Genomic DNA, 18,719 nt, shown 5'->3' with positions numbered 1-18,719 from the left:
ACTATTTCTTCTTGTTCATGGCAGCGGCAAGGGCCGCGGCCAGTGCGTTGTTGCCGCTGTCGCCGCCGGAGGATTTTGGCGCTCCGCCGCCGCGCGGGCCGTTGCCACCACCAGGTCCTTTGCCAGCAGGTCCTCTGCCGCCGGGTCCTCTGCCGCCTGGTCCGTTCCGGTTCTGACTGCCCCTGTCCTGTCCACTCCTGTCCTGACCGCCGCGCTCGCGCTGGCCCTGATAGTCGGCCTGGGACTTCATGGTCATGGAGATGCGCTTGCGTGGAACATCCACTTCCAGGATCGTCACCTTGACGATATCGCCGGCCTTGACGACCTTGTGGGGATCATCGACGAAACGGTCGGCCAACTGGGAGACATGCACCAGCCCGTCCTGGTGGACGCCGACATCGACGAAGGCACCGAAGTTGGTGACGTTGGTCACCGTGCCTTCCAGCTTCATGCCGGGTTTCAGGTCGGAAATTTCCTCAACACCGTCCTGAAGGGTGGCGGTCTTGAATTCGGGACGCGGGTCGCGGCCAGGCTTTTCCAGTTCCGACAGGATGTCCTTGACGGTCGGCAGACCGAATTTCTCGTCGGTAAATTCGGACGGTTCCAGGCCCTTCAGAAGCGAGGCGTCGCCCATGATCTGGCGCACGTCGCGGCCGCAGGCCTTCACGATCCGTTTGGCCAGCGGATAGGCTTCCGGGTGGACGGAGGAGGCGTCCAGCGGCTCCTTGCCTTCGTTGATGCGCAGGAAACCGGCGCAAAGCTCAAAGGCCTTTGCGCCAAGGCGCGGCACGTCCTTGAGCTGAGTCCGGCTGTCGAAGCGGCCGATGGATTCGCGGTGTTCGACCACGGCCTTTGCCAGACTGTCCGACAGGCCGGAAATGCGCGACAGCAGCGCAGGCGAGGCGGTGTTGAGGTCAACGCCGACGGCATTTACCGCATCTTCGACAACCGCATCCAGCGCACGGGCCAGCTTTGTCTGGTTGACGTCGTGCTGATACTGACCGACGCCGATGGATTTCGGTTCGATCTTCACCAGTTCGGCAAGCGGGTCCTGCAGACGGCGGGCGATGGAGGCTGCACCGCGCAGCGAAACGTCGACATCCGGCATTTCCTTCGCCGCCAGTTCCGAGGCCGAATAGACCGAGGCGCCAGCCTCGTTGACGATCACCTTGACCGGGCGCTGGGCGGCCGGGATGTCCGCAAGAACATCGCCCGCCAGCTTGTCGGTTTCCCGGCTGGCGGTGCCGTTGCCGATGGCGATCAGACCGACCTTGTGTTTCGCGATCAGGGCAAGCAGGGCGGCGCGGGACCCGGAAACATCATTGCGTGGCTGGAACGGATAGATGGTGGCGGTGTCGACCAGCTTGCCCGTCGCATCGACGACGGCAACCTTCACACCGGTCCGGATGCCCGGATCGAGACCGAGCGTCGTTCTGGAACCGGCGGGGGCTGCCAGCAGCAGATCCTTGAGGTTGCGGGCGAAAACCTGAATGGCTTCTTCTTCCGCCTTGTCGCGCAGAACACCCATCAGGTCGAGTTCCAGGTGCAGGGCGAGCTTCACCTTCCAGGCAAAGCGCGCCGCTTCCATCAGCCACTTGTCGGCAGCCCGGCCCCGGTCGGCGATGCCATAGGTGTCGGCAACCATCTTCACGGCGGGCAGCACCGGAGAGACGTCGTCCGCATCGACCGTCAGGTCGACGGACAGGATGCCTTCGTTGCGGCCGCGGAACAGCGCGAGAGCGCGGTGGCTGGGGATCTTGGACCATTGTTCGGAGTAGTCGAAATAGTCGGCGAATTTCGCGCCCTTTTCGGCCATGCCGTCGATGAGCTTCGATTGAACGACACCGCGTTCCTCGACATAGCGGCGCAAGCGGCCGACCAGGTCGGCGTTTTCGGCAAAGCGCTCCATCAGGATCTGGCGTGCGCCGTCCAGCGCTGCCTTGGTGTCGGCAACGCCCTTGCCTTCATCGACGTAGGCAGCCGCTTCGGCTTCGGGATCCCGGGACGGATCGTCCATAAGAGCGTCCGCCAGCGGTTCCAGACCGGCTTCGCGGGCAATCTGCGCCTTGGTGCGGCGCTTTTTCTTGAACGGCAGATAGATGTCCTCAAGCTGGGACTTGGTATCGGCCGCCTGGATGCTGGCGGCCAGATCGTCGGTGAGCTTGCCCTGCTCCTCGATGGATTTGGTGATGGCAACGCGGCGGTCTTCCATGTCGCGCAGATAGATCAGCCGCTCTTCCAGCTTGCGAAGCTGGGTGTCGTCGAGACCGCCGGTGGCTTCCTTCCGGTAGCGGGCGATGAAAGGCACCGTGGAGCCTTCGTCCAGCATCTGGACGGCCGCATTCACCTGGCCGGCCTTGCAGCCGATTTCATCCGCGATCCTCTGAGCGATGCGCAGGGCAGTCTGGGCGCTGTGGGCCCCCTTGGAAGGGGAGGCGGCCGGGTCGGTCATCGTTACGCTTGCCATTTGCGAAAGGTACTTTCCGTCGAAAAAACTGAGCCGCAGACGATAAGCCCCCACAATCGGGCGGAAAAGGGACAAGAGGGCTCCGTCCACTGTCAAATGCCCGCATCGCGCCATTCCGCAAGCGCCGGATCAACCCTTCTCGCGCCCCGGGATTTCCCGGCTTCAGGGCAGGTATTGAAAAGAGAAGGATTTGAGATACACTCTTAGGTTGAGTTTGGGGTGGTTGCTGTACGGATTGCAATAAATTGCGTATTCTACGTACGAAACGAGCAGGTATTCTTTGAACACGATATCGTGGTTGGTTGGCAGTGTGCATGTTTTTACAAAAATGCATGACCTGCCGGAGTTCGGGTTTCTCGAGCTTTTATAACCAGATAACACGGTTTGTTATGAGGAGTGCAGACCGATGGCACGCGGACGGCCAAGAAAAGTAAATACCAAAGACGCTCTTCATTCCGTGATGATCGCTTTTTGGCAAAACGGCTATACCGGAACCTCGATGACCGACCTCGCCGAAGCGTCGGGCATGGCGAAACCGGGCCTTTACGCTGCATTCGGCGATAAGGAAGCGCTGTTTGAAAAAGCGCTGATGCATTATTTCGAGACCTATGGCGGGCCGGTTTTCGACAAATTGAAACGGGCCGAAAAGCACGTGGTTGAAGACTTTCGGGATTTCCTGGGCGCGGTCGCGGACCTGACGCTGGACAAGGAAACGCCTGCAGGATGTTTCCTGGTCAATGCCCTTGTCGATTGCACCTACGGCGCGCAGCGGCATCAGGAGGTTGTCCTGAACTTGCGGGCGGCCCGGTTCAAGGCCATCAGGGACCGTCTCCTGAAGGCGGTTGCAGCCGGCGAGATACCCGAAGACACGGATATCGACCGCACGGCGACCTTCATCGACGGACAGTTTTCAGCAATTGCCCTGCTCGGGCGCAGCGGCAGCACCGAAAACGATCTGAAGACCTTTGTCGAAACAGGTCTTCAGGCTCTTCCGGGAAACGACGGCGTGCAGGAGTATTCCGGCGTCCCGGCGAACGCGCCTATCTTACGACAGTGATCTGTTCGGCAGCACGGGTGACCGCGGTGTAGAGCCAGCGGCTCTTGTGTTCGCGGAACGCCCAGCTTTCATCGAAGAGCACCACATTGTCCCACTGCGAGCCCTGAGCCTTGTGCACGGTCAGGGCGTAGCCGTAGTCGAATTCGTCCGCCTTGCGCCGGATGGCGTAGGGAATGCTTTCCGCACCATCTTCGAACATCGCCGGCAATACCTTCACCTTGACGGCGTTTCTCGATAGCTCGTCTTCGGACACGACGTCGAAGCGCAATGTGTTGCCGCGCGGTGGACGCAGGCGTTTCACCGTCCACAGGCCGCCGTTCAGGAGCCCTTTGGTCTTGTCGTTCCTGAGGCACACCAGCTTGTCGCCGACAGCAGGCATCGGTGTCGAGAAATCCTTCAGCTCGCGAATGCGGGCATTGTAAAGCCTGCGTGTCTTGTTGGTTCCGACCAGCACCTGATCGGCGGCAAGGATCTGGTCCTTGTCGATGTCGCGCCGATGGATCACCCGGCTTTCGCCAAACGTGCCGTAGTCGAGCTGGCCGCCATCGCGAATGGTCATCGACATGCGCACGATCGGATTGTCCTGCGCCTGCCGGTGAACCTCGGTCAGCATCACGTCAGGCTCTGCTTCGGTGAAAAAGCCGCCCCCCTTGACCGGAGGCAACTGCGCCGGGTCGCCAAGTACCAGAACGGGCGTGCCGAAGGACAGGAGGTCCTTGCCCAGGTCTTCGTCCACCATGGAGCATTCGTCGATGACGATCAGGCTGGCCGTCGCGGCCTGGCTGTCCCGCTTGATGGCGAACTGCGGGCCGTTGTCGTCCTCATCGTCGTCGAGATCTTCTTCTTCCTTGGCCGAGCGCGGACGATAGATCAGCGAATGGATCGTGCCTGCATCCTCGCAGCCTTTCTGGCGCAGCACATGCGCTGCCTTGCCGGTGAAGGCACCGAAACAGACATCGCCGTCGATGCCTTCCGCCAGATGCCGGGCCAGTGTGGTCTTGCCCGTGCCGGCAAAGCCAAACAGGCGGAACACCTGCCGGTCGCCACGCTTCAGCCAGGCAGCGGCTTCTTTCAGGGCTTCGTCTTGTTGCGGGGACCAGGCCACGGAAATGCTCCTTCAGGATCAGACCCGGTTGCTTACCCCGAAACGGGCGATTCGACCACGGCGGAAATCGGAAGCTCTGGCTCTTGGGAGTTTTGCTTGTGGTTGCTGAACGGCAAGGTCGTCAAATGCTGGCCTGCCGGAGCCCTCTTCAGCTCCCGGCCTGTTGTCGACCCGGGTCTGAACCTCTGCCTTATCCTGAGGAGTGTATGAAAATGAGCATCTGAAAGGATGGCCAATTGGTGCTTCGCGTGTCGCCCATTCTTCGAGACGGACCTGAAGGTCCTCCTCAGAATGAGGTGGATGGTTGGGGCAAGCTTCCTTGGGTCGGGGGCAAAGTCCCGGCGTCTTTGCTCCAACTGAACGATGCTGCTTCACTCCCAAAACCGAACCAGCACCAAACCTCAACCCTCATGCTGAGGAAGGCCGCCAGGCCTGTCTCGAAGCATGGGCGGCATTCTCAGCGCCGGCGGGCTATCCTGCAAGACGCCGCCAAGGCGGCTCCTCAGGAGGGGGCGGGGGAGGGGGCGCTGCCAGAAGTGCCGTGCATACAAGCCGGAGCTACCCCAGGACCGAGAATGAACTTTCCTTCGTCAGCTCGCGCTTGCGCGAGAATGTCGCCGTGTTGAGCGTGTGGGCAACATGCTGCAGCTTGAATTGCAGCGGGTCGGCATCATGGTCGTTGCCGGCCTCGCAGTAACCGATCAGGTCCGTCATCAGGCGTCCGGCGACCGTTGCGTTCTTGAACTGGTTTCCACTGGTGCCGATGGCCAGGTAATAGCCGTCGACATTGGTGCGGTCATAGATCGGCAGCCAGTCGTCCGTGGCGTCATAAAGCGCTGCCACACCCACCGGGTGCTGGGAGACGCCCAGTTCAGGCACACGCTGGGAGTAGCGGTAGGCATAGGTGAGGCCGCGGTCTGTCAGGTCCATGGCGAAATCGTCGGGGTCTTCTTCGAGATGCGGATCACAGGCCGGGTTCTGGCTGCCGATCATCAACTGGCCGCCACCGCCTGGTTTGACGTAGACCGAGATGTCGTTGTCGGAAACGACCAGGCCTTCGCGGGAGTAGTTGAGACTTTCCGGGGGCGCGATCTGGACCACCTCCTGCCGCAGTGGACGGTGGCCGATCTTCAGCCCTGTCTCCCCTTCCAGAAGGCCGTTCACCTTGCCGGAATGCGGACCGGCCACATTGATGACGATCCCTGCGGCAATGTGTTCGCCGCTTTCGCAGACCACTCCGGTGACACGGTCGTTCTCCACCGGGATCTTGACGACCTTGGTCTTGAAGCGGAACTCGGCCCCAAGCTTTGCAGCGGCGTCCTTGAGATTGCGCGCGGCTATCTGTGGATCGTCGACGTATCCACCCGCCGGAAAAAAGACACCGCCCTGAAGCGCGCCGCCGGTCGGCATGCCGAAGTCGTCGTCGTCCATGGTCTTGGCCGGCGCGAAGCAGTCGAGATTGTAGCCCGGGAGTTCCCGTGTGATGCGGTCGGCCGACCAGTGTTCATAGGGAATGCCAAGAGCGTCTGCATGTTCCAGAACATGCTTCTGATAATTGTCGGACGCCGTTTTCATCACCAGGGTTCCGGTTTCGATGAAACGGGCCAGACCGTCCGTTTCTTCCGTGTCCAGATAGGCCTGCCAGTTCTTCCAGTCGTGATAGCCCTCCAGCGCCATGGCCGTGCCGTCGCGGGTGGAATAATAGGTTCGGATCACCGCAGCCGAACTGGAGGTGGAGCCATAGCCTGCAGCCGGCAAGGCGTCGACATTCAGCGTCTTGTAGCCCTTGCGGGTAAGAGACAGTGCGATTGCGCAACCGATGATGCCGGCGCCAATGATAATGACGTCGTAACGGAGCGGCGTTTCGTGCGATGTTGGCATGGCTGTCCTTCCTTCCGGCATTTGGCCAACAACAGGGGACAGCCTCTTTTTTGTCCAGCGGCAAAACCGCCACTTGATGTTCCGATCCGGCCATCTGCCTTTTCAAAAAGACTACAATTGCGAATAAAAATCATCAGATGTTTAAAAATATTACCATGATGATGAATTTGCGAAATAACGCAGAATTTGTTCTCAAGTCTCAAATTGTTCTGAAGATGGCCTGCGCGCATAGTTGAGCCAGTTCCCTTCGGTTTGCGCCGATTTTTCAAACATTTGGAGACCTCCTTGCCGCGAGCGACATTCTGCGAGTGGCCGACACTGGCCCTTATTCTGGCCACCTCGTCGGCATGGATTTTGGTGATTGGGCTCTATTCCGAGCTTGGCCCTTTGGTGGTTTGCCCGTTGGCGGCGATCCTGGTGACACTGCAATCCTCGCTGCAACATGAAGTTCTGCACGGCCACCCGACACGCAGTCCCGCACTCAACGAAGCCCTTGTCTACTGCTCGTTCGGCCTGTGCGTGCCTTATCGCCGCTTCAAGTCACTCCACTTGCGCCATCACAACAACGACCGCCTGACGGACCCCTATGACGATCCGGAAAGCTTCTATCTGGCCTGGGCGGATTGGCAGAAGCTGCCGCGTCCGATCCAACTGGTGCTGACGATCAACAACACGCTGATCGGCAGGCTGCTGATTGGCCCGGTGGTTTCCGTGGCCGGCTTCGTCGGGGCTGAAATCCGGATGATGCTGGCCGGGGACAAGGCGGTCATGCGGGCCTGGGCGCATCATGCCGCGGGTCTGGTGCCGGTAGTTCTCTATGTCACTCTGGTTGGCGACATGCCGCTCTGGCTTTACGTCCTCGGTGTCGCCTATCCGGGGATGAGCCTTTTGATGCTGCGCACCTATGCGGAACACCGCGCGCATGAACAGGCGGAAGCGCGATCCATCATCGTCGAGTTTTGCCCGGTGTTCTCGCTTCTGTTTTTGAACAATAATCTCCATGTCGTTCATCACGCCAATCCGCGCGCGCCCTGGTATCGCCTGCCGCAGCTCTACCGCGCTGCCCGAACGCAATGGCACGAGCGGAACGGCGGCTATGTCTTTGCCAGCTATTTCCAGTTGGCCAGACATTACCTGTTCAAGGTGAAGGAGCCCGTCGTGCACCCGATCAAATACAAGGAAACAAGCGGGTTTCCTGCCGCGGAAAAGGCGGTGTCTTGACCGGAAGATCTTTTCTCGCCGTCCGGTTGCCGATGTATGACTGGCCGGAAGTGCACGCTGCGACGCAGGATCTTGAAAGCGCACTTCAGTCCGCACTTTGTCATGCTCTGAACCTGACGGATCGTGACATCCGTCCCTGGCCGGAGGGGCGTGACCTTGCTGACGCCTGGACGGATCCGGATCTTCTCCTGTCGCAGACCTGCGGTTATCCGCTGACCCATGCACTCTCAGGCAAGGTCAGGCTGGTGGGGACGCCTCATTACGATGCCGAAGGGTGTGATGGCCCACGCTATTGCAGCCAGCTTATCGTAAAGCGCGACAGTGCCCATCAGAACCTGGAAGACTTGCGCGGGAAGCGGGCCGTCTTCAACGGTCCGGACAGCCAGTCGGGCATGAATGCCTTTCGTCACGCGGTGGCGCAGCTTGAAAACGGCGGATGTTTCTTTTCAGGCGTGGGCGAGAGCGGCAGTCATCTGGACTCGTTAAAGGCCGTCGCGGACGGCAAGGCCGACATCGCTTCGATCGACGCGGTCTGCTGGGCCCTGGTCTGCCGGGAGGTGCCGGACCTGGCGCGGCAGTTGCGGCCGCTTGCACGCACAGCGTCTGCACCCGGGTTGCCCCTGATTACCTCCTGCCAGTTCAGCGACGCGGAACTCGGCCTGATAACCGAGGCCGTTGCCGGGGTCTTTACGGCCCCTGAAGCGCAAGAAAGCCGCGAACGTCTCGGCATTCACGGCTTTTCGAACCTGTCTTCCGACGATTATGCGGTGATCTTGAAAATGGAAGCCGAGGCCACTGAACGCGGTTATCCCGTGCTGGCCTGACGCTGGCGTTTCGCGTTAACCATAAATGCCGTTTCCCGGGAGAAACCCGCAGAGGCTCTGGCGCAAAAGTTAACGAGCGGTTACGATTCATGGTAAATGAAGCGTTAACAGCGAGACGTGTCATGAATTCGTTCTGCAAAACCCTGCTGGCTGCAGCCGGCATGAGCATCGCCCTTGGAGCCGCGGCGCAGGCCGAAAGCGGCACGACGCGCATTGTCCACAACGAGCCCTACGGCGCCATCGTGACCAAGGAAGCCGGTGTTCTGGTCTTCCGCGGCCTGCCGCCGACCCGCAAGGTGATCGTCAATCCGGACGGCAAGACGCCGCTGGAACTGAAGCAGACCGAAGTGACCGAGACCAACGTGATGGTGTTCGCCAACCAGAGCGATTACGTGCGCGCCCTTGGGCCGAAGATCATCCGGTTGAAGTAAACGTCGGGACTCGGTCTGCAGGCGTGTTCTGATAAGCCGACTGGCTTCTGCCGTCGGTTTACTCAGGTTGCATGACAATCTACCAGTCCCCACCAAACTCCTCATCCTGAGGAGGTGCGAAGCGCCGTCTCGAAGGATGAGGTTGTGAGAGACGAGACTCAGGATGTCTGGGGGAAGATTGGACGGCCCCATGCGCGGAAATCATTGATGAATTTCAGCCTGTGTTCCGACACGATGTACGCCGAGGCAGGCGTATCGCCGGGCAGGTTCGCCCGGCCAGACCAAACCCTCACATGCGCATGCGTTCGGCTTTGGGGTCGAAGAGCGGTTCGCTGATGATCGTGGCCTTGCGGCGCTCGCCAAGGATTTCGATCTCGAAGGCGCCTTCCTGCGTGAGTGTTGCCAGCTCCGTTGGAATGTAGCCTTGCGCGAGGGATTTGCGCAGGTAGTGGGCGTAACCGCCGGAGGTCACCCAGCCGATCACCTTGCCATCGTGCCACACGGGCTCATCGCCCATGACGTCGGCGTCCGAAGCGTCGACCACGAAGCTGACGCGCAGGCGCTTCGGCCCTTCATCGAACTCTTTCTGGGCCGCGTCCTTGCCGATGAAGGCGTCCTTGGACAGTTTCACGAAACGGCCAAGATCGGCTTCGAAAGGACCGTAGATCGGGCGGAACTCGCGGAACCAGGTGCCGAAGTTCTTTTCCAGTCGCAGGCAGAGCAGGGCGCGCATGCCGAAGTTGACGATGTTGAACTCGGCCCCGGCTGTCATCAGGGCATCATAGACCTGGCGCTGATACTCCGGCGCCATCCAGATCTCGTAGCCAAGGTCGCCCGTGTAGGTGATGCGGTTGACCTTGCAGGGCGCGTTGGCGACGTCCATCTCGCGGAAGTCCATGAAGCGGAAGGCTTCGCCCGAGACATCGTCTCCGGTGATCTTCTCCAGAACCTTGCGCGAATTCGGGCCGGCGATGGACAGACCAACCCAGCCGAGATTGATGGCGCGGATCGTCACCGAGCCGTCCTCTGGCAGGTGCTTTTCGAACCAGCGCATGTGATAGATCTCGGCCTGGGACGAGCCCCACATGTAGAACGTCTGATCACTGGCGCGGGCGATGGTGAAATCGCCGATCAGCTTGCCGTTTTCGTTCAGCATCGGCGTCAGCACGATGCGACCGACCTTCGGCATGGTGTTGGTCATCAGCAGTGACAGGAAGCTTTCCGCGCCCGGGCCTGTGATCTCGTATTTGGCGAAGTTGGCGGTCTCCGTCACGCCCACACTCTCACGCACGGCCCGGCACTCGGCACCGATATGCTCAAAATCGTTGGAGCGGTGATAGGAGACGATGTCCCTGGCTTCCACGCCGTCCGGAGCGAACCACAGCGGTGTTTCCAGGCCCCAGCTGTCGCCCATGACTGCGCCCTGGGCCAGCATGCGGTCGTAAAGCGGCGTCGTCTGCTGCGGCCTGCCTGCCGGCAGTTCCTCGTTCGGGAACCGGATCCGGAAGCGGCGGCGGTAATTTTCCTGAACCTTGGCATTGGTGTAGGACAGCGTTGCCCAGGTGCCATAGCGGGCAACGTCCATGCCCCAGATGTCGTAGCCGGGGTCGCCGTTGATCATCCAGTTGGCCAGCGTCAGGCCGACGCCGCCGCCCTGGCTGAACCCGGCCATGACACCGCAGGCAACCCAGTAGTTCCGAAGACCGCGCACCGGACCGACCAGCGGGTTGCCGTCCGGGGCGAAGGTGAAAGGCCCGTTGATGATCTGCTTGATGCCGGCATTCTGAAGGGCCGGGAAATGCTCGAAGCCGACTTCCAGCTCCGGCGCGATCCGGTCGAGATCAGGTGCCAGCAGTTCATGGCCGAAGTCCCAGGGGGTCTGGCGCGGGCTCCACGGGCGGCAGTTCTGCTCGTAGGTTCCGAGCAGCACGCCCTTGCCTTCCTGGCGGGTGTAGATCTCGCCGCCGAAATCCAGCACGCCGATCAGCTCCTTGCCCGCGGCTTCGTTGTGTGAGGTCACTTCCTCCATCTCGTCGGTCAGGAGGTACATGTGCTCCATGGCGAGCACCGGTAACTCCAAACCGACCATGCGCCCGCATTCGCGCGCCCACAGCCCCCCTGCGTTGACCACGTGCTCGGCGTGGATCGTACCCTTGTTGGTGATGACATCCCAGGTTCCGTCCGGCGTTTGAACCAGGTCTTCCACCTTGGTGTGGCGCAGCACGGTCGCGCCGTTGACGCGGGCGGCCTTGGCATAGGCATGGGTGGTGCCGGAGGGGTCGAGATGGCCTTCGATCGGGTCCCAGAGCGCGCCGATGAAGTGTTTTTCGTCCAGAAGCGGGAACATCTTCTTGGCTTCGGAAACGGAAATCAGCTCCAGGTCCATGCCGAGATAGCGGCCCTTAGCCTGGGCCAGGCGCAGGAAGTCCATGCGCTCGGGTGTGTCGGCCAGCATCACGCCGCCGGTCAGGTGCAGGCTGCAGGACTGGCCGGAGATTTCCTCCAGCTCCTTGTAGAGATCGACGGTGTAGCTCTGAAGCTGGGCAACGTTCGGATCACCGTTGAGGGTGTGGAAACCGCCGGCCGCGTGCCAGGAAGAGCCTGAGGTCAGTTCGTCGCGCTCGATCAGCGTGACGTCTTTCCAGCCGAGTTTGGTCAGGTGATACAGAACGCTGCAGCCGACAACGCCACCGCCAATGACAACAACCTGAGTGTGGGTATTCATGCAATCTGCTCCGGAAGCGCCTGCTCTTGCGCGGCAGGCCGTGTTCAATCGGTGAACGTGAAATGATCAGAAGTCTGTCGGGACGCCGCCCTCGGCCTTGCGCTTTTCGACGAAGGCGGTGATTTCCTCATCGATGGCCGGATCGAGCGGCGGTTGCTCATAGGCTTCCAGAGCCTTCTTGTAGAGCCTGTTCGCCTTGTCGTAGGCGGTCGGGCTGCCGGCCTCTGCCCAGGTTTCGTAATTGCGCCAGTCGGATACGATGGGGGCGTAGAAAGCGTCCTTGTAGCGGTCCTGGGTGTGCTGGGTGCCGAAGAAGTGGCCCGCAGGCCCGACTTCGCGGATCGCATCGACGGCAAGGGCAGCTTCCGAGACGTCGAGCGGTGTCAGGTATTCGGCGATCTTCTGCAGCAGGTCGATGTCGGTGATGAATTTCTCGAAACCGGCGCTCAATCCGCCTTCCAGCCAGCCGGCTGCATGTTTGATGATATGTGCACCGCCATTGATCGCGCCCCATTCCGACAGGGTGGTTTCCAGCGCCGCCTGGTAGTCGACGGTGTTGGCCGCGCATACGCCGGACGAGCGATAGGGAAGATGATAGCGGCGGGCAAGCTGGCCGCCGACGATTGCCGCCTTCATGTATTCCGGCGTGCCGAAGGCAGGCGCGCCGGATTTCATGTCGACATTGGAGGTAAAGCCGCCATAGACCACCGGAGCGCCCGGCCGGACAAGCTGGGCGAAGGCGATCCCGGCGAGGGCTTCCGCGTTCTGCAGGGTCAGTGCACCTGCCACCGTGACGGGAGCCATGGCTCCGGCAAGGGTAAAGGGCGTGACGATGGAGACCTGGCCGGCCTTGGCCATTTCGATCAGGCCCTGCAGCATCGGTGTGTCGAGCCTCAGCGGTGAGGAGGTGTTGATGACCGTTGCCACGCAGGGGGTCTCGATGAATTCCTCCCGCGTCAGCCCGTAGCCGATCCGGGTCAGTTCCAGTCCGTCGAGGTTGCGCTCCTTGCCGAGCGAATAGATGTGAAAGACCTTGTCGGTCAGCCGCAGCATGTCGGCAACGCAGTCCAGATGGCGCACGGACGCGTGGATATCGACCGGTTCGACCGGATAGCCCATGACGCAGTGAATGATGTTGAAGAACTGGGCGAGCTTCAGGAAGTTGCGATAGTCCTCCTGGTTGCCGGGGCGACGGCCGTGGTCGCGGTCGACGGCGTTGGGCGCGCTTGCCACGCAGGAAAAGGCAAGGGCATTGCCGCCCACCAGCAGATCATGCGCCCTGTTGCGGGCGCGGATCGTGAACTCGGGCGGAGCCTTGGCGACAAGTTCCTCCACCATCGCCCGGTCCATGCGCACACGGTCATCACCCGGCGTGATGTCGGCACCGGCGTCTTTCAGGATCTGCCTCGCCTCCTCATGCAGGAAGTCGATGCCGATCTCTTCCAGAACGCGCATGGATGCGTCGTGGATCGCTTCCAGTTCGTCAGCGGAAACAGCTTCCAGCGGCTTGAAGATATGCCGAGGCTGCTTGAAGGGCTTTTGCGGAAAGAGATCCGGTCCGGCCTTGTCGCCGCCCCTGCGCCGCCGTCCGCGCCGTGCCGGAGCCGTCTCGGCAAGCGCGGCCGTTTCGATGTCATGGGTCATGTCGTCCGCCACTGTTGCAGAAAGCCGGAGTGCGGTCCGGTGCCATTTCATCCGACGTTACTTGAGACGGCGCTTTCGGCGGGCAGTCTCAGAACGACGGCCAGTGCTACAACTCCGACATCGGCGACCGGTGTCTGGCTCATCAGCCCTTGCGGACCAATCGGGGCTTGACGGCAAGGTCCTTCAAAGCGATCAGAACACAGAGACTTTTCGAGGGGATCCCTGGTGCGCCTGTCGCTGTCGGATACAGACCTTCTGGCCTATTTGAAAACGCTGCTGCCGGTGAAGGACTGGGGGGCGGCGCGCCTGCGGCCGTTGCCGGTTGCCTATACCTCACGGTTCTGGCGCCTCGACACGCCCGGGCGAAGCTACGTCATCAAGGAGTTTTTTCCCGAAAACGAGGACAACCCGCTTTATCCGACCTTGCCGCGTCAGGAAGCCGATGCCCTTGCCGTGCTTTCCCGCCACGGCCTGTCGCCGGAACTGGAAGCTTTCACCTACAGCCCGGTGAAAACACCGATTTTGATCTATGGCTATCCGACCCCTGTCGACAATGAGATCGATGTCGGCGAGGCGGCGGAACTGATCGGGCGCTTCGCTGCCTTGAGCGAACCGGTGCCGGGGCACCAGACCGTTCCGGCCGGGTATCACGAGGTGCTGGCGCGGGGCGATGCCATGCTGGCGCTCATTCCAATGAGCCGCAAGGCAGCCAACCTCAAGCGCCTGCGCCCAGCCGACAAGGTAGTCGAGCCACGCGAGATCAAGCGGTCGCTCGTTCATCGCAGTTTCTGTCTCGGTACGATCCAGGCAACCGGCGACGGCGCCCGGCTGATCGACTGGCAATTTGCAGGGCTTGGCGATCCGGTGGAGGATATCGCCTGTTTTGTCTCGCCGGGTCTTGCAACACTCTATGGCCTTCACCCGCTGGTTGCCCATGCGGAGGAGGTGTTCTTGACGCGCTATCCGGTTCAGGAAACGGTCGCGCATTTCCTGAAGGAACGCGGCGCCTATCACTGGTGCCTGGCGGCCTATTGCCTGTTCCGGCATGAAACCCTGATGCATTCCAATGCCCCGGCGGCGCGGGCCTATGGCCGTGCGCTGGAAGAGGAAGTCGACCTGCTGTTGCGTTTGCGCGGCCGATGAGGGGCGTTCGCAGCGCTTGTAATCAATCTGTCATGGGAGAGCGCTAACGGGAGGCATGTCCATCCAGCTTGCTTCTGTTACCAAGTCCTTCGATGCCCATAAGGCGCTGAACAATGTGTCGCTTTCCATCGAGGACGGCACGTTTTTCGTGGTGCTCGGCCCCTCCGGCTGCGGCAAGTCTACCCTGCTGCGTGCCATTGCCGGACTGGAGCCGGTCGATGCGGGCGAGATAACGCTTGGCGGGCAGGCCGTTGCGGGCAAGGGGCTGCACCTGCCGCCCGAGCAGCGCCAGGTGGGGGTGGTGTTTCAGTCCTATGCGCTTTGGCCGCATATGAATGTTGCTGCCAATGTCGCCTTTCCGCTGGAAACGGCAGGAGAGACGCGGGGCGCGGTGGCTGCCCGTGTGGCGGAGTGTCTGGAAACGGTGGCCCTGACACCCTACGGCCAGCGCAAACCGGCTGAACTTTCCGGCGGTCAACGTCAGCGGGTGGCGCTGGCGCGGTGCCTGGCGCAAGGAGCACGCACCGTCTTGATGGACGAACCGCTCGCCAATCTCGACCCCCATCTGCGCAGCGCGATGGAAGAGGAGCTTGCGGCGTTCCACAGGGCAAGCGGCGCAACGACCCTGTTCATCACCCATGACCAGCGCGAGGCGATGGCCCTTGCCGACAAGGTGGCGGTGATGTGGGACGGCAGCATCTTGCAGGTGGCGGATCCCGACACGCTTTACCGCCGGCCGAATTCGAAAAAGGTCGCCGGTTTCATCGGCCGCAGTACCCTGGTTTCCGTGGACGTGGAACGGGTCGACGGCGGTGAGGCGCAGGTGTGCTTCGGCGAGATTTCCGCAGTTGTCGATTGCCCGGAGGAAACGGTTCCCGGTCCGTCGACTTTGTTGCTGCGACCCGAGCATCTTGTGCTGGCAACAGGGGCTTCCGGTTTCAAGGCAACGGTTGAGCGGACGATCTATCGCGGCGGGTATTGGGATGTCTTTGTCCGTCTCGACGGCCTTTCGCAGCCGCTTCTGATGATGCTACACCGCAAGGCGGAACCGGGGGAGATCCTTCGGCTCACGGTTCTCCGAGGCTGGGTGCTGCCGGAATGAGTTTTGTTCCTTGTTGTCATCCCGGTTTGGCATAGCCAAGACCGGGATCCAGTACGCCGCAGCAGATTTGGCGTATCCCCGATGCCTGCGGTTACTCGATCCCAGGTCTGCGCTGCGCTTTGCCCGGGATGACAAGAGCTGCGAATATCGCTCAATCCTTCCACGGGATCGTCCCGGCCGGTACCCGCTTTGCAAGCGCGTTCATTGCCAGCATGATGAAAATCGTTGCGGCAACCACTACCACCGACATGGACGCGGCAAGGGTGGTGTAGCCGCCGTCTTCGTAGTTGAAGATCGTGGTGCCGATGGTTTCGTTGCCGGTCGACCAGAGCAGGGCGGAAACCGTCACTTCATTGTAAGCGGTCAGGAACACCAGGATTGCCCCGGAGGCAGCCGCCGGGGCTGCGAGCGGGGTGAAGATCCGCGTCATGCGCCGGAAGAAGCCGGCGCCGGCCACCCGTGCCGCATCTTCCAGCGAGCGGTCCATCTGCAGGAAGGCGGCGGCGACCGGTTTCAGGCCGACTGCCAGGAAGACGGAGACATAAGCAATCAGAATGATCCAGAGTGTGCCGTAGAGCGAGATGTTCAAAAGTGGCAGGGGCCGGATGAAGGCCAGAATGAAGGCGATCGACATCACCAGACCGGGAACCGCAAAGGCGATTTCCGACTGTGTCAGCGCAAGGTTTGCCCAGTTTCGGTGGGCCCGTTTCCGGTGCGCGAGGAAATAGGCCAGGAACAGGCTGACAAAGGCGATGGCTAGTGCTGCCGATCCGGCGATGATCGTGGAATTGGCGAAGGCGCGCAGGGTAACGGACTGGCGCCAGAGCACCTCGGTGAAGTTTTCGAAGGTCAGGGTTTCGGCTGAAAGCTGAAGGCCGTAGGTGCGGACCAGCGAGGTTGCCAGCAGCGAGGCCGTCGGCAACAGCAGCACGAAGGCGACGAACAGCCAGAGCGCCGCTTCGACAAAGGGGCGCTTGCTGCCAAGGGAAATCGCCAGCGGAGCCTGCGGCAGGCCGATGAGGCTGGTGCGCATGCGCCGCTGCAACACGCCTTGCAACAGAATCGCGGCAAGGGCAACAGCAGAGAGAATGACCGAAATCACCGCCACATTGGGCAGGACATCAGGCCCGAAGCTTGCCAGCCTCCGCCAGACCAATACGGGCAAGGTGGTGTAGCGCGCGGGAATGCCGATCAGCGCGTTGATGCCGAAGTTGCCAAGCGCTGCCACAAAGGCGAGTGCGAAACCGGCCAGCAGTGAAGGGGCCAGAAGCGGCAGTGTGATCCGGCGCAGCATCAACAGACTACCGGCCCCGGAGACGCGGGCTGCATCCGATAGTTCGCGCGGGAGCGACCGGAGCGCGGCGCGCACCAAAAGGAACACCAGCGGGCTGTGCTGCAGCGTCAGCAGCAGGACGAGGCCTTCACGCGAATAAAGCGGGTGGGTGGAGCCGAGTTCGGGAGCAAGCCCGAGCCAGCGCAAAACCGGGCTTCCCGGACCGAGCGCCTGGATCCAGGCAATTGCCGTGACATGCGGCGGGATCATCATCGGCAGCAGGATCAGGAAGACCAGCAGCCCCTTGGTACGAATATCGGTGAGACCGATCAGCAGTGCGAGCAGGGTACCGAGCGCGGTCGCCGCCAGGGCAGACCAGAAGCTGCTCTCAACGGAATGCCATAGCGCGCTGCGGACCGACCGGTTCTGCATGGCCTCCAGAAGCGGGCCGAAGTTCAGTCCATGCTCACCCGTCAGCCCGGTCTTGAACAAGAGCAGCAACGGCAGGCCGCAGATCAGCGTTGCGCCGAGAACGAGTGCGAGGAGGGTGGTCTTTTCGGAAAGCCTTGATAGCTGCACAGGGATTTACCGTTGCTTCCCGCAGTCATTCCGGACAAGTGAGGCGCAGCCGAGCGATGATCCGGAATCCAGACATACTTCGCGCCGGAGGCGCGGCCAAATTCCAAACGGAAAAGTATTCGCTTTGCTCATGCTGATGTCTGGATTCCGGATCAGCATGCAGCAGAGCTGCATTTGTCCGGAATGACGTGAAAAGAATGGAAGGCCGCGCGGGAAACGAGTACCGCGCAGCCGAACTTGTTTTGAGTCGGCAGCCTTACCCGCCGAAGATCTCGGAAAACTTCATCTTGTTGGCCTGGTCCTGTTTCAGGGCTTCGGCAGGATCGAACTTCATGAGCTTGATCTGATCGCGAGCCGGGAAGCCTTCCGGAGCCGGGACGCCCGGGTGCGCCGGCAGATAACCCTGGGAAGCAGCAAGTTTCTGACCGTCTTCGGAGATCAGGAAGTCGACGAATGCCTTGGCCGCATCCGGGTTCTGCGCGGTGGAGAGGATCGCGACCGGTTCGGTGACAGCGGAAACGCCTTCTTCCGGGAAGACGAACTCAACCGGGGCGCCTTTTACCTTTTCGCGGATCGGCAGGAAGTCGACAACGAAGCCATACAGCTTTTCGCCACCGGCAATCGCCTTGTAGACACCGCCATTGCCGCCCTGCGGGTTGGCGCCCTGGTCTGCGAGGCCTTCGTAATAGGCCCAGCCGAGATCCGGGTTGGAGGTCAGCGCGGTCATGTGGATGGTTGCGGCACCGGAGGTCAGCGGCGAGGGCATGGCCAGCTTGTCCTTGGCTTCCGGCTTCAAGAGGTCCTTGTAGGACGTCGGCTTCATCGTCGCATTGGTGTTGTACATGATGCCGGTGGTGATCAGCTTGGTGGAGAAGTAGGTCTTGTCCTTGTCCATGATCGCCGGGTCGTAGGCGGAAACGTCAGCCGCCTCATGGGCCATCAGGCGGTCTTCCTGCTTCAGGCTTTCCATGGTCACCATGTCGGCGATCAGAAGAACGTCCGGCTTCGGTGCGCCGGCTTCGAATTCGGCCAGCAGCTTCGCCATGATCTTGGTGGTGCCATCGCGCACCCACTCGACTTCAACGCCGGGATGCGCCGCGGTGAAGGCATCAACGGTCGCCTGGGCGTCGGCATTCGGCTGCGAAGTGTAGAGCACCAGCTTGCCGGTAACATCTTCAGCGTAGGCGGAGGCGGATGCCGCGGCCAGAAGGCCGGCTGCAATCAGAAGCTTTTTCATGTGACAGATCCTTTGCGCACAACAGCAAAA

The 18,719-nt window shown here is 61.3% G+C and carries 13 protein-coding genes; 6 read left to right on the top strand and 7 right to left on the bottom strand.

The genetic code is table 11. The features are described 5' to 3' along the window. Position 1: 1 nt before the first annotated feature. Entirely contained in the window at positions 2 to 2,467 is a 2,466-nt protein-coding gene (locus SIAM614_RS03155) for a Tex family protein (protein WP_040439015.1), read from the bottom strand. 406 nt (positions 2,468 to 2,873) lie between these two features. On the opposite strand from SIAM614_RS03155, the gene SIAM614_RS03150 reads away from it, so the two are divergent. After that, positions 2,874 to 3,524, top strand: coding sequence for a TetR/AcrR family transcriptional regulator (locus SIAM614_RS03150; RefSeq protein ID WP_006932032.1), 651 nt, complete (start codon positions 2,874 to 2,876; stop codon positions 3,522 to 3,524). Here the strand turns inward: SIAM614_RS03150 and SIAM614_RS03145 are convergent. Together SIAM614_RS03145 and SIAM614_RS03135 are read right to left on the bottom strand one after the other, a co-directional pair. Beyond that, a complete protein-coding gene (locus tag SIAM614_RS03145) occupies positions 3,508 to 4,629 on the bottom strand; it encodes an ATP-dependent DNA helicase (RefSeq protein ID WP_006932031.1) in 1,122 nt (373 codons plus the stop codon). The two genes, SIAM614_RS03150 and SIAM614_RS03145, sit on opposite strands and share 17 nt — an antisense overlap. Before the next feature lie 558 nt (positions 4,630 to 5,187). After that, positions 5,188 to 6,510 carry an NAD(P)/FAD-dependent oxidoreductase gene (locus SIAM614_RS03135; RefSeq protein ID WP_040439013.1) on the bottom strand — a complete coding sequence of 441 codons (1,323 nt, stop codon included), beginning with the start codon at positions 6,508 to 6,510 and terminating at the stop codon, positions 5,188 to 5,190. A gap of 285 nt (positions 6,511 to 6,795) precedes the next feature. Here SIAM614_RS03135 and SIAM614_RS03130 point away from each other — a divergent pair, with 285 nt between their 5' ends. The 3 genes from SIAM614_RS03130 to SIAM614_RS03120 all read left to right on the top strand — a co-directional run bounded on the left by SIAM614_RS03130 (position 6,796) and on the right by SIAM614_RS03120 (position 8,986). Next, entirely contained in the window at positions 6,796 to 7,731 is a 936-nt protein-coding gene (locus tag SIAM614_RS03130; protein WP_006932027.1) for a fatty acid desaturase, read from the top strand. After that, positions 7,728 to 8,555: a phosphate/phosphite/phosphonate ABC transporter substrate-binding protein gene (locus SIAM614_RS03125; protein ID WP_208983881.1), complete on the top strand. Its 828-nt coding sequence runs from the start codon at positions 7,728 to 7,730 to the stop codon at positions 8,553 to 8,555. Before SIAM614_RS03130 ends, SIAM614_RS03125 begins: the two co-directional genes overlap by 4 nt. Positions 8,556 to 8,677: 122 nt before the next feature. After that, entirely contained in the window at positions 8,678 to 8,986 is a 309-nt protein-coding gene (locus tag SIAM614_RS03120; protein WP_006932025.1) for a hypothetical protein, read from the top strand. A 289-nt stretch (positions 8,987 to 9,275) separates the two neighbouring features. Here the strand turns inward: SIAM614_RS03120 and SIAM614_RS03115 are convergent, their stop codons facing one another. Together SIAM614_RS03115 and SIAM614_RS03110 are read right to left on the bottom strand one after the other, a co-directional pair. Beyond that, positions 9,276 to 11,711 (bottom strand): GcvT family protein, encoded by a 2,436-nt coding sequence (locus tag SIAM614_RS03115; protein WP_040439011.1) that lies wholly within the window; start codon positions 11,709 to 11,711, stop codon positions 9,276 to 9,278. Between the two features lie 66 nt (positions 11,712 to 11,777). Beyond that, positions 11,778 to 13,355 carry a trimethylamine methyltransferase family protein gene (locus SIAM614_RS03110; RefSeq protein ID WP_040439163.1) on the bottom strand — a complete coding sequence of 526 codons (1,578 nt, stop codon included), beginning with the start codon at positions 13,353 to 13,355 and terminating at the stop codon, positions 11,778 to 11,780. A 225-nt stretch (positions 13,356 to 13,580) separates the two neighbouring features. On the opposite strand from SIAM614_RS03110, the gene SIAM614_RS03105 reads away from it, so the two are divergent. Then, on the top strand, positions 13,581 to 14,498 hold the full coding sequence (locus SIAM614_RS03105) for a phosphotransferase (RefSeq protein WP_006932019.1): 918 nt from the start codon (positions 13,581 to 13,583) through the stop codon (positions 14,496 to 14,498). 55 nt (positions 14,499 to 14,553) lie between these two features. Continuing rightward, positions 14,554 to 15,600 carry an ABC transporter ATP-binding protein gene (locus SIAM614_RS03100; protein WP_006932017.1) on the top strand — a complete coding sequence of 349 codons (1,047 nt, stop codon included), beginning with the start codon at positions 14,554 to 14,556 and terminating at the stop codon, positions 15,598 to 15,600. A 151-nt stretch (positions 15,601 to 15,751) separates the two neighbouring features. Here SIAM614_RS03100 and SIAM614_RS03095 read toward each other — a convergent pair whose 3' ends face one another. Then, complete coding sequence (locus SIAM614_RS03095) at positions 15,752 to 17,452, bottom strand: ABC transporter permease (RefSeq protein WP_006932016.1); 1,701 nt, start codon at positions 17,450 to 17,452, stop codon at positions 15,752 to 15,754. Between the two features lie 256 nt (positions 17,453 to 17,708). Continuing rightward, on the bottom strand, positions 17,709 to 18,689 hold the full coding sequence (locus SIAM614_RS03090; protein WP_006932014.1) for an ABC transporter substrate-binding protein: 981 nt from the start codon (positions 18,687 to 18,689) through the stop codon (positions 17,709 to 17,711). Positions 18,690 to 18,719: the final 30 nt, after the last annotated feature.

This window comes from Roseibium aggregatum IAM 12614 (assembly GCF_000168975.1).
GTDB lineage: Bacteria > Pseudomonadota > Alphaproteobacteria > Rhizobiales > Stappiaceae > Roseibium > Roseibium aggregatum.
The sequence above is the reverse complement of the archived record's forward strand: the minus strand, read 5'-3'. Positions and strand labels throughout refer to the sequence as shown.

Bases quoted from the DNA above. Each gene is read 5' to 3' on its own strand.
- SIAM614_RS03155 (WP_040439015.1), bottom strand. From the start codon at position 2,467: ATGGCAAGCGTAACGATGACCGACCCGGCCGCCTCCCCTTCCAAGGGG.
- SIAM614_RS03150 (WP_006932032.1), top strand. From the start codon at position 2,874: ATGGCACGCGGACGGCCAAGAAAAGTAAATACCAAAGACGCTCTTCAT.
- SIAM614_RS03135 (WP_040439013.1), bottom strand. From the start codon at position 6,510: ATGCCAACATCGCACGAAACGCCGCTCCGTTACGACGTCATTATCATT.
- SIAM614_RS03120 (WP_006932025.1), top strand. From the start codon at position 8,678: ATGAATTCGTTCTGCAAAACCCTGCTGGCTGCAGCCGGCATGAGCATC.
- SIAM614_RS03115 (WP_040439011.1), bottom strand. From the start codon at position 11,711: ATGAATACCCACACTCAGGTTGTTGTCATTGGCGGTGGCGTTGTCGGC.
- SIAM614_RS03110 (WP_040439163.1), bottom strand. From the start codon at position 13,355: ATGACCCATGACATCGAAACGGCCGCGCTTGCCGAGACGGCTCCGGCA.
- SIAM614_RS03100 (WP_006932017.1), top strand. From the start codon at position 14,554: ATGTCCATCCAGCTTGCTTCTGTTACCAAGTCCTTCGATGCCCATAAG.
- SIAM614_RS03090 (WP_006932014.1), bottom strand. From the start codon at position 18,689: ATGAAAAAGCTTCTGATTGCAGCCGGCCTTCTGGCCGCGGCATCCGCC.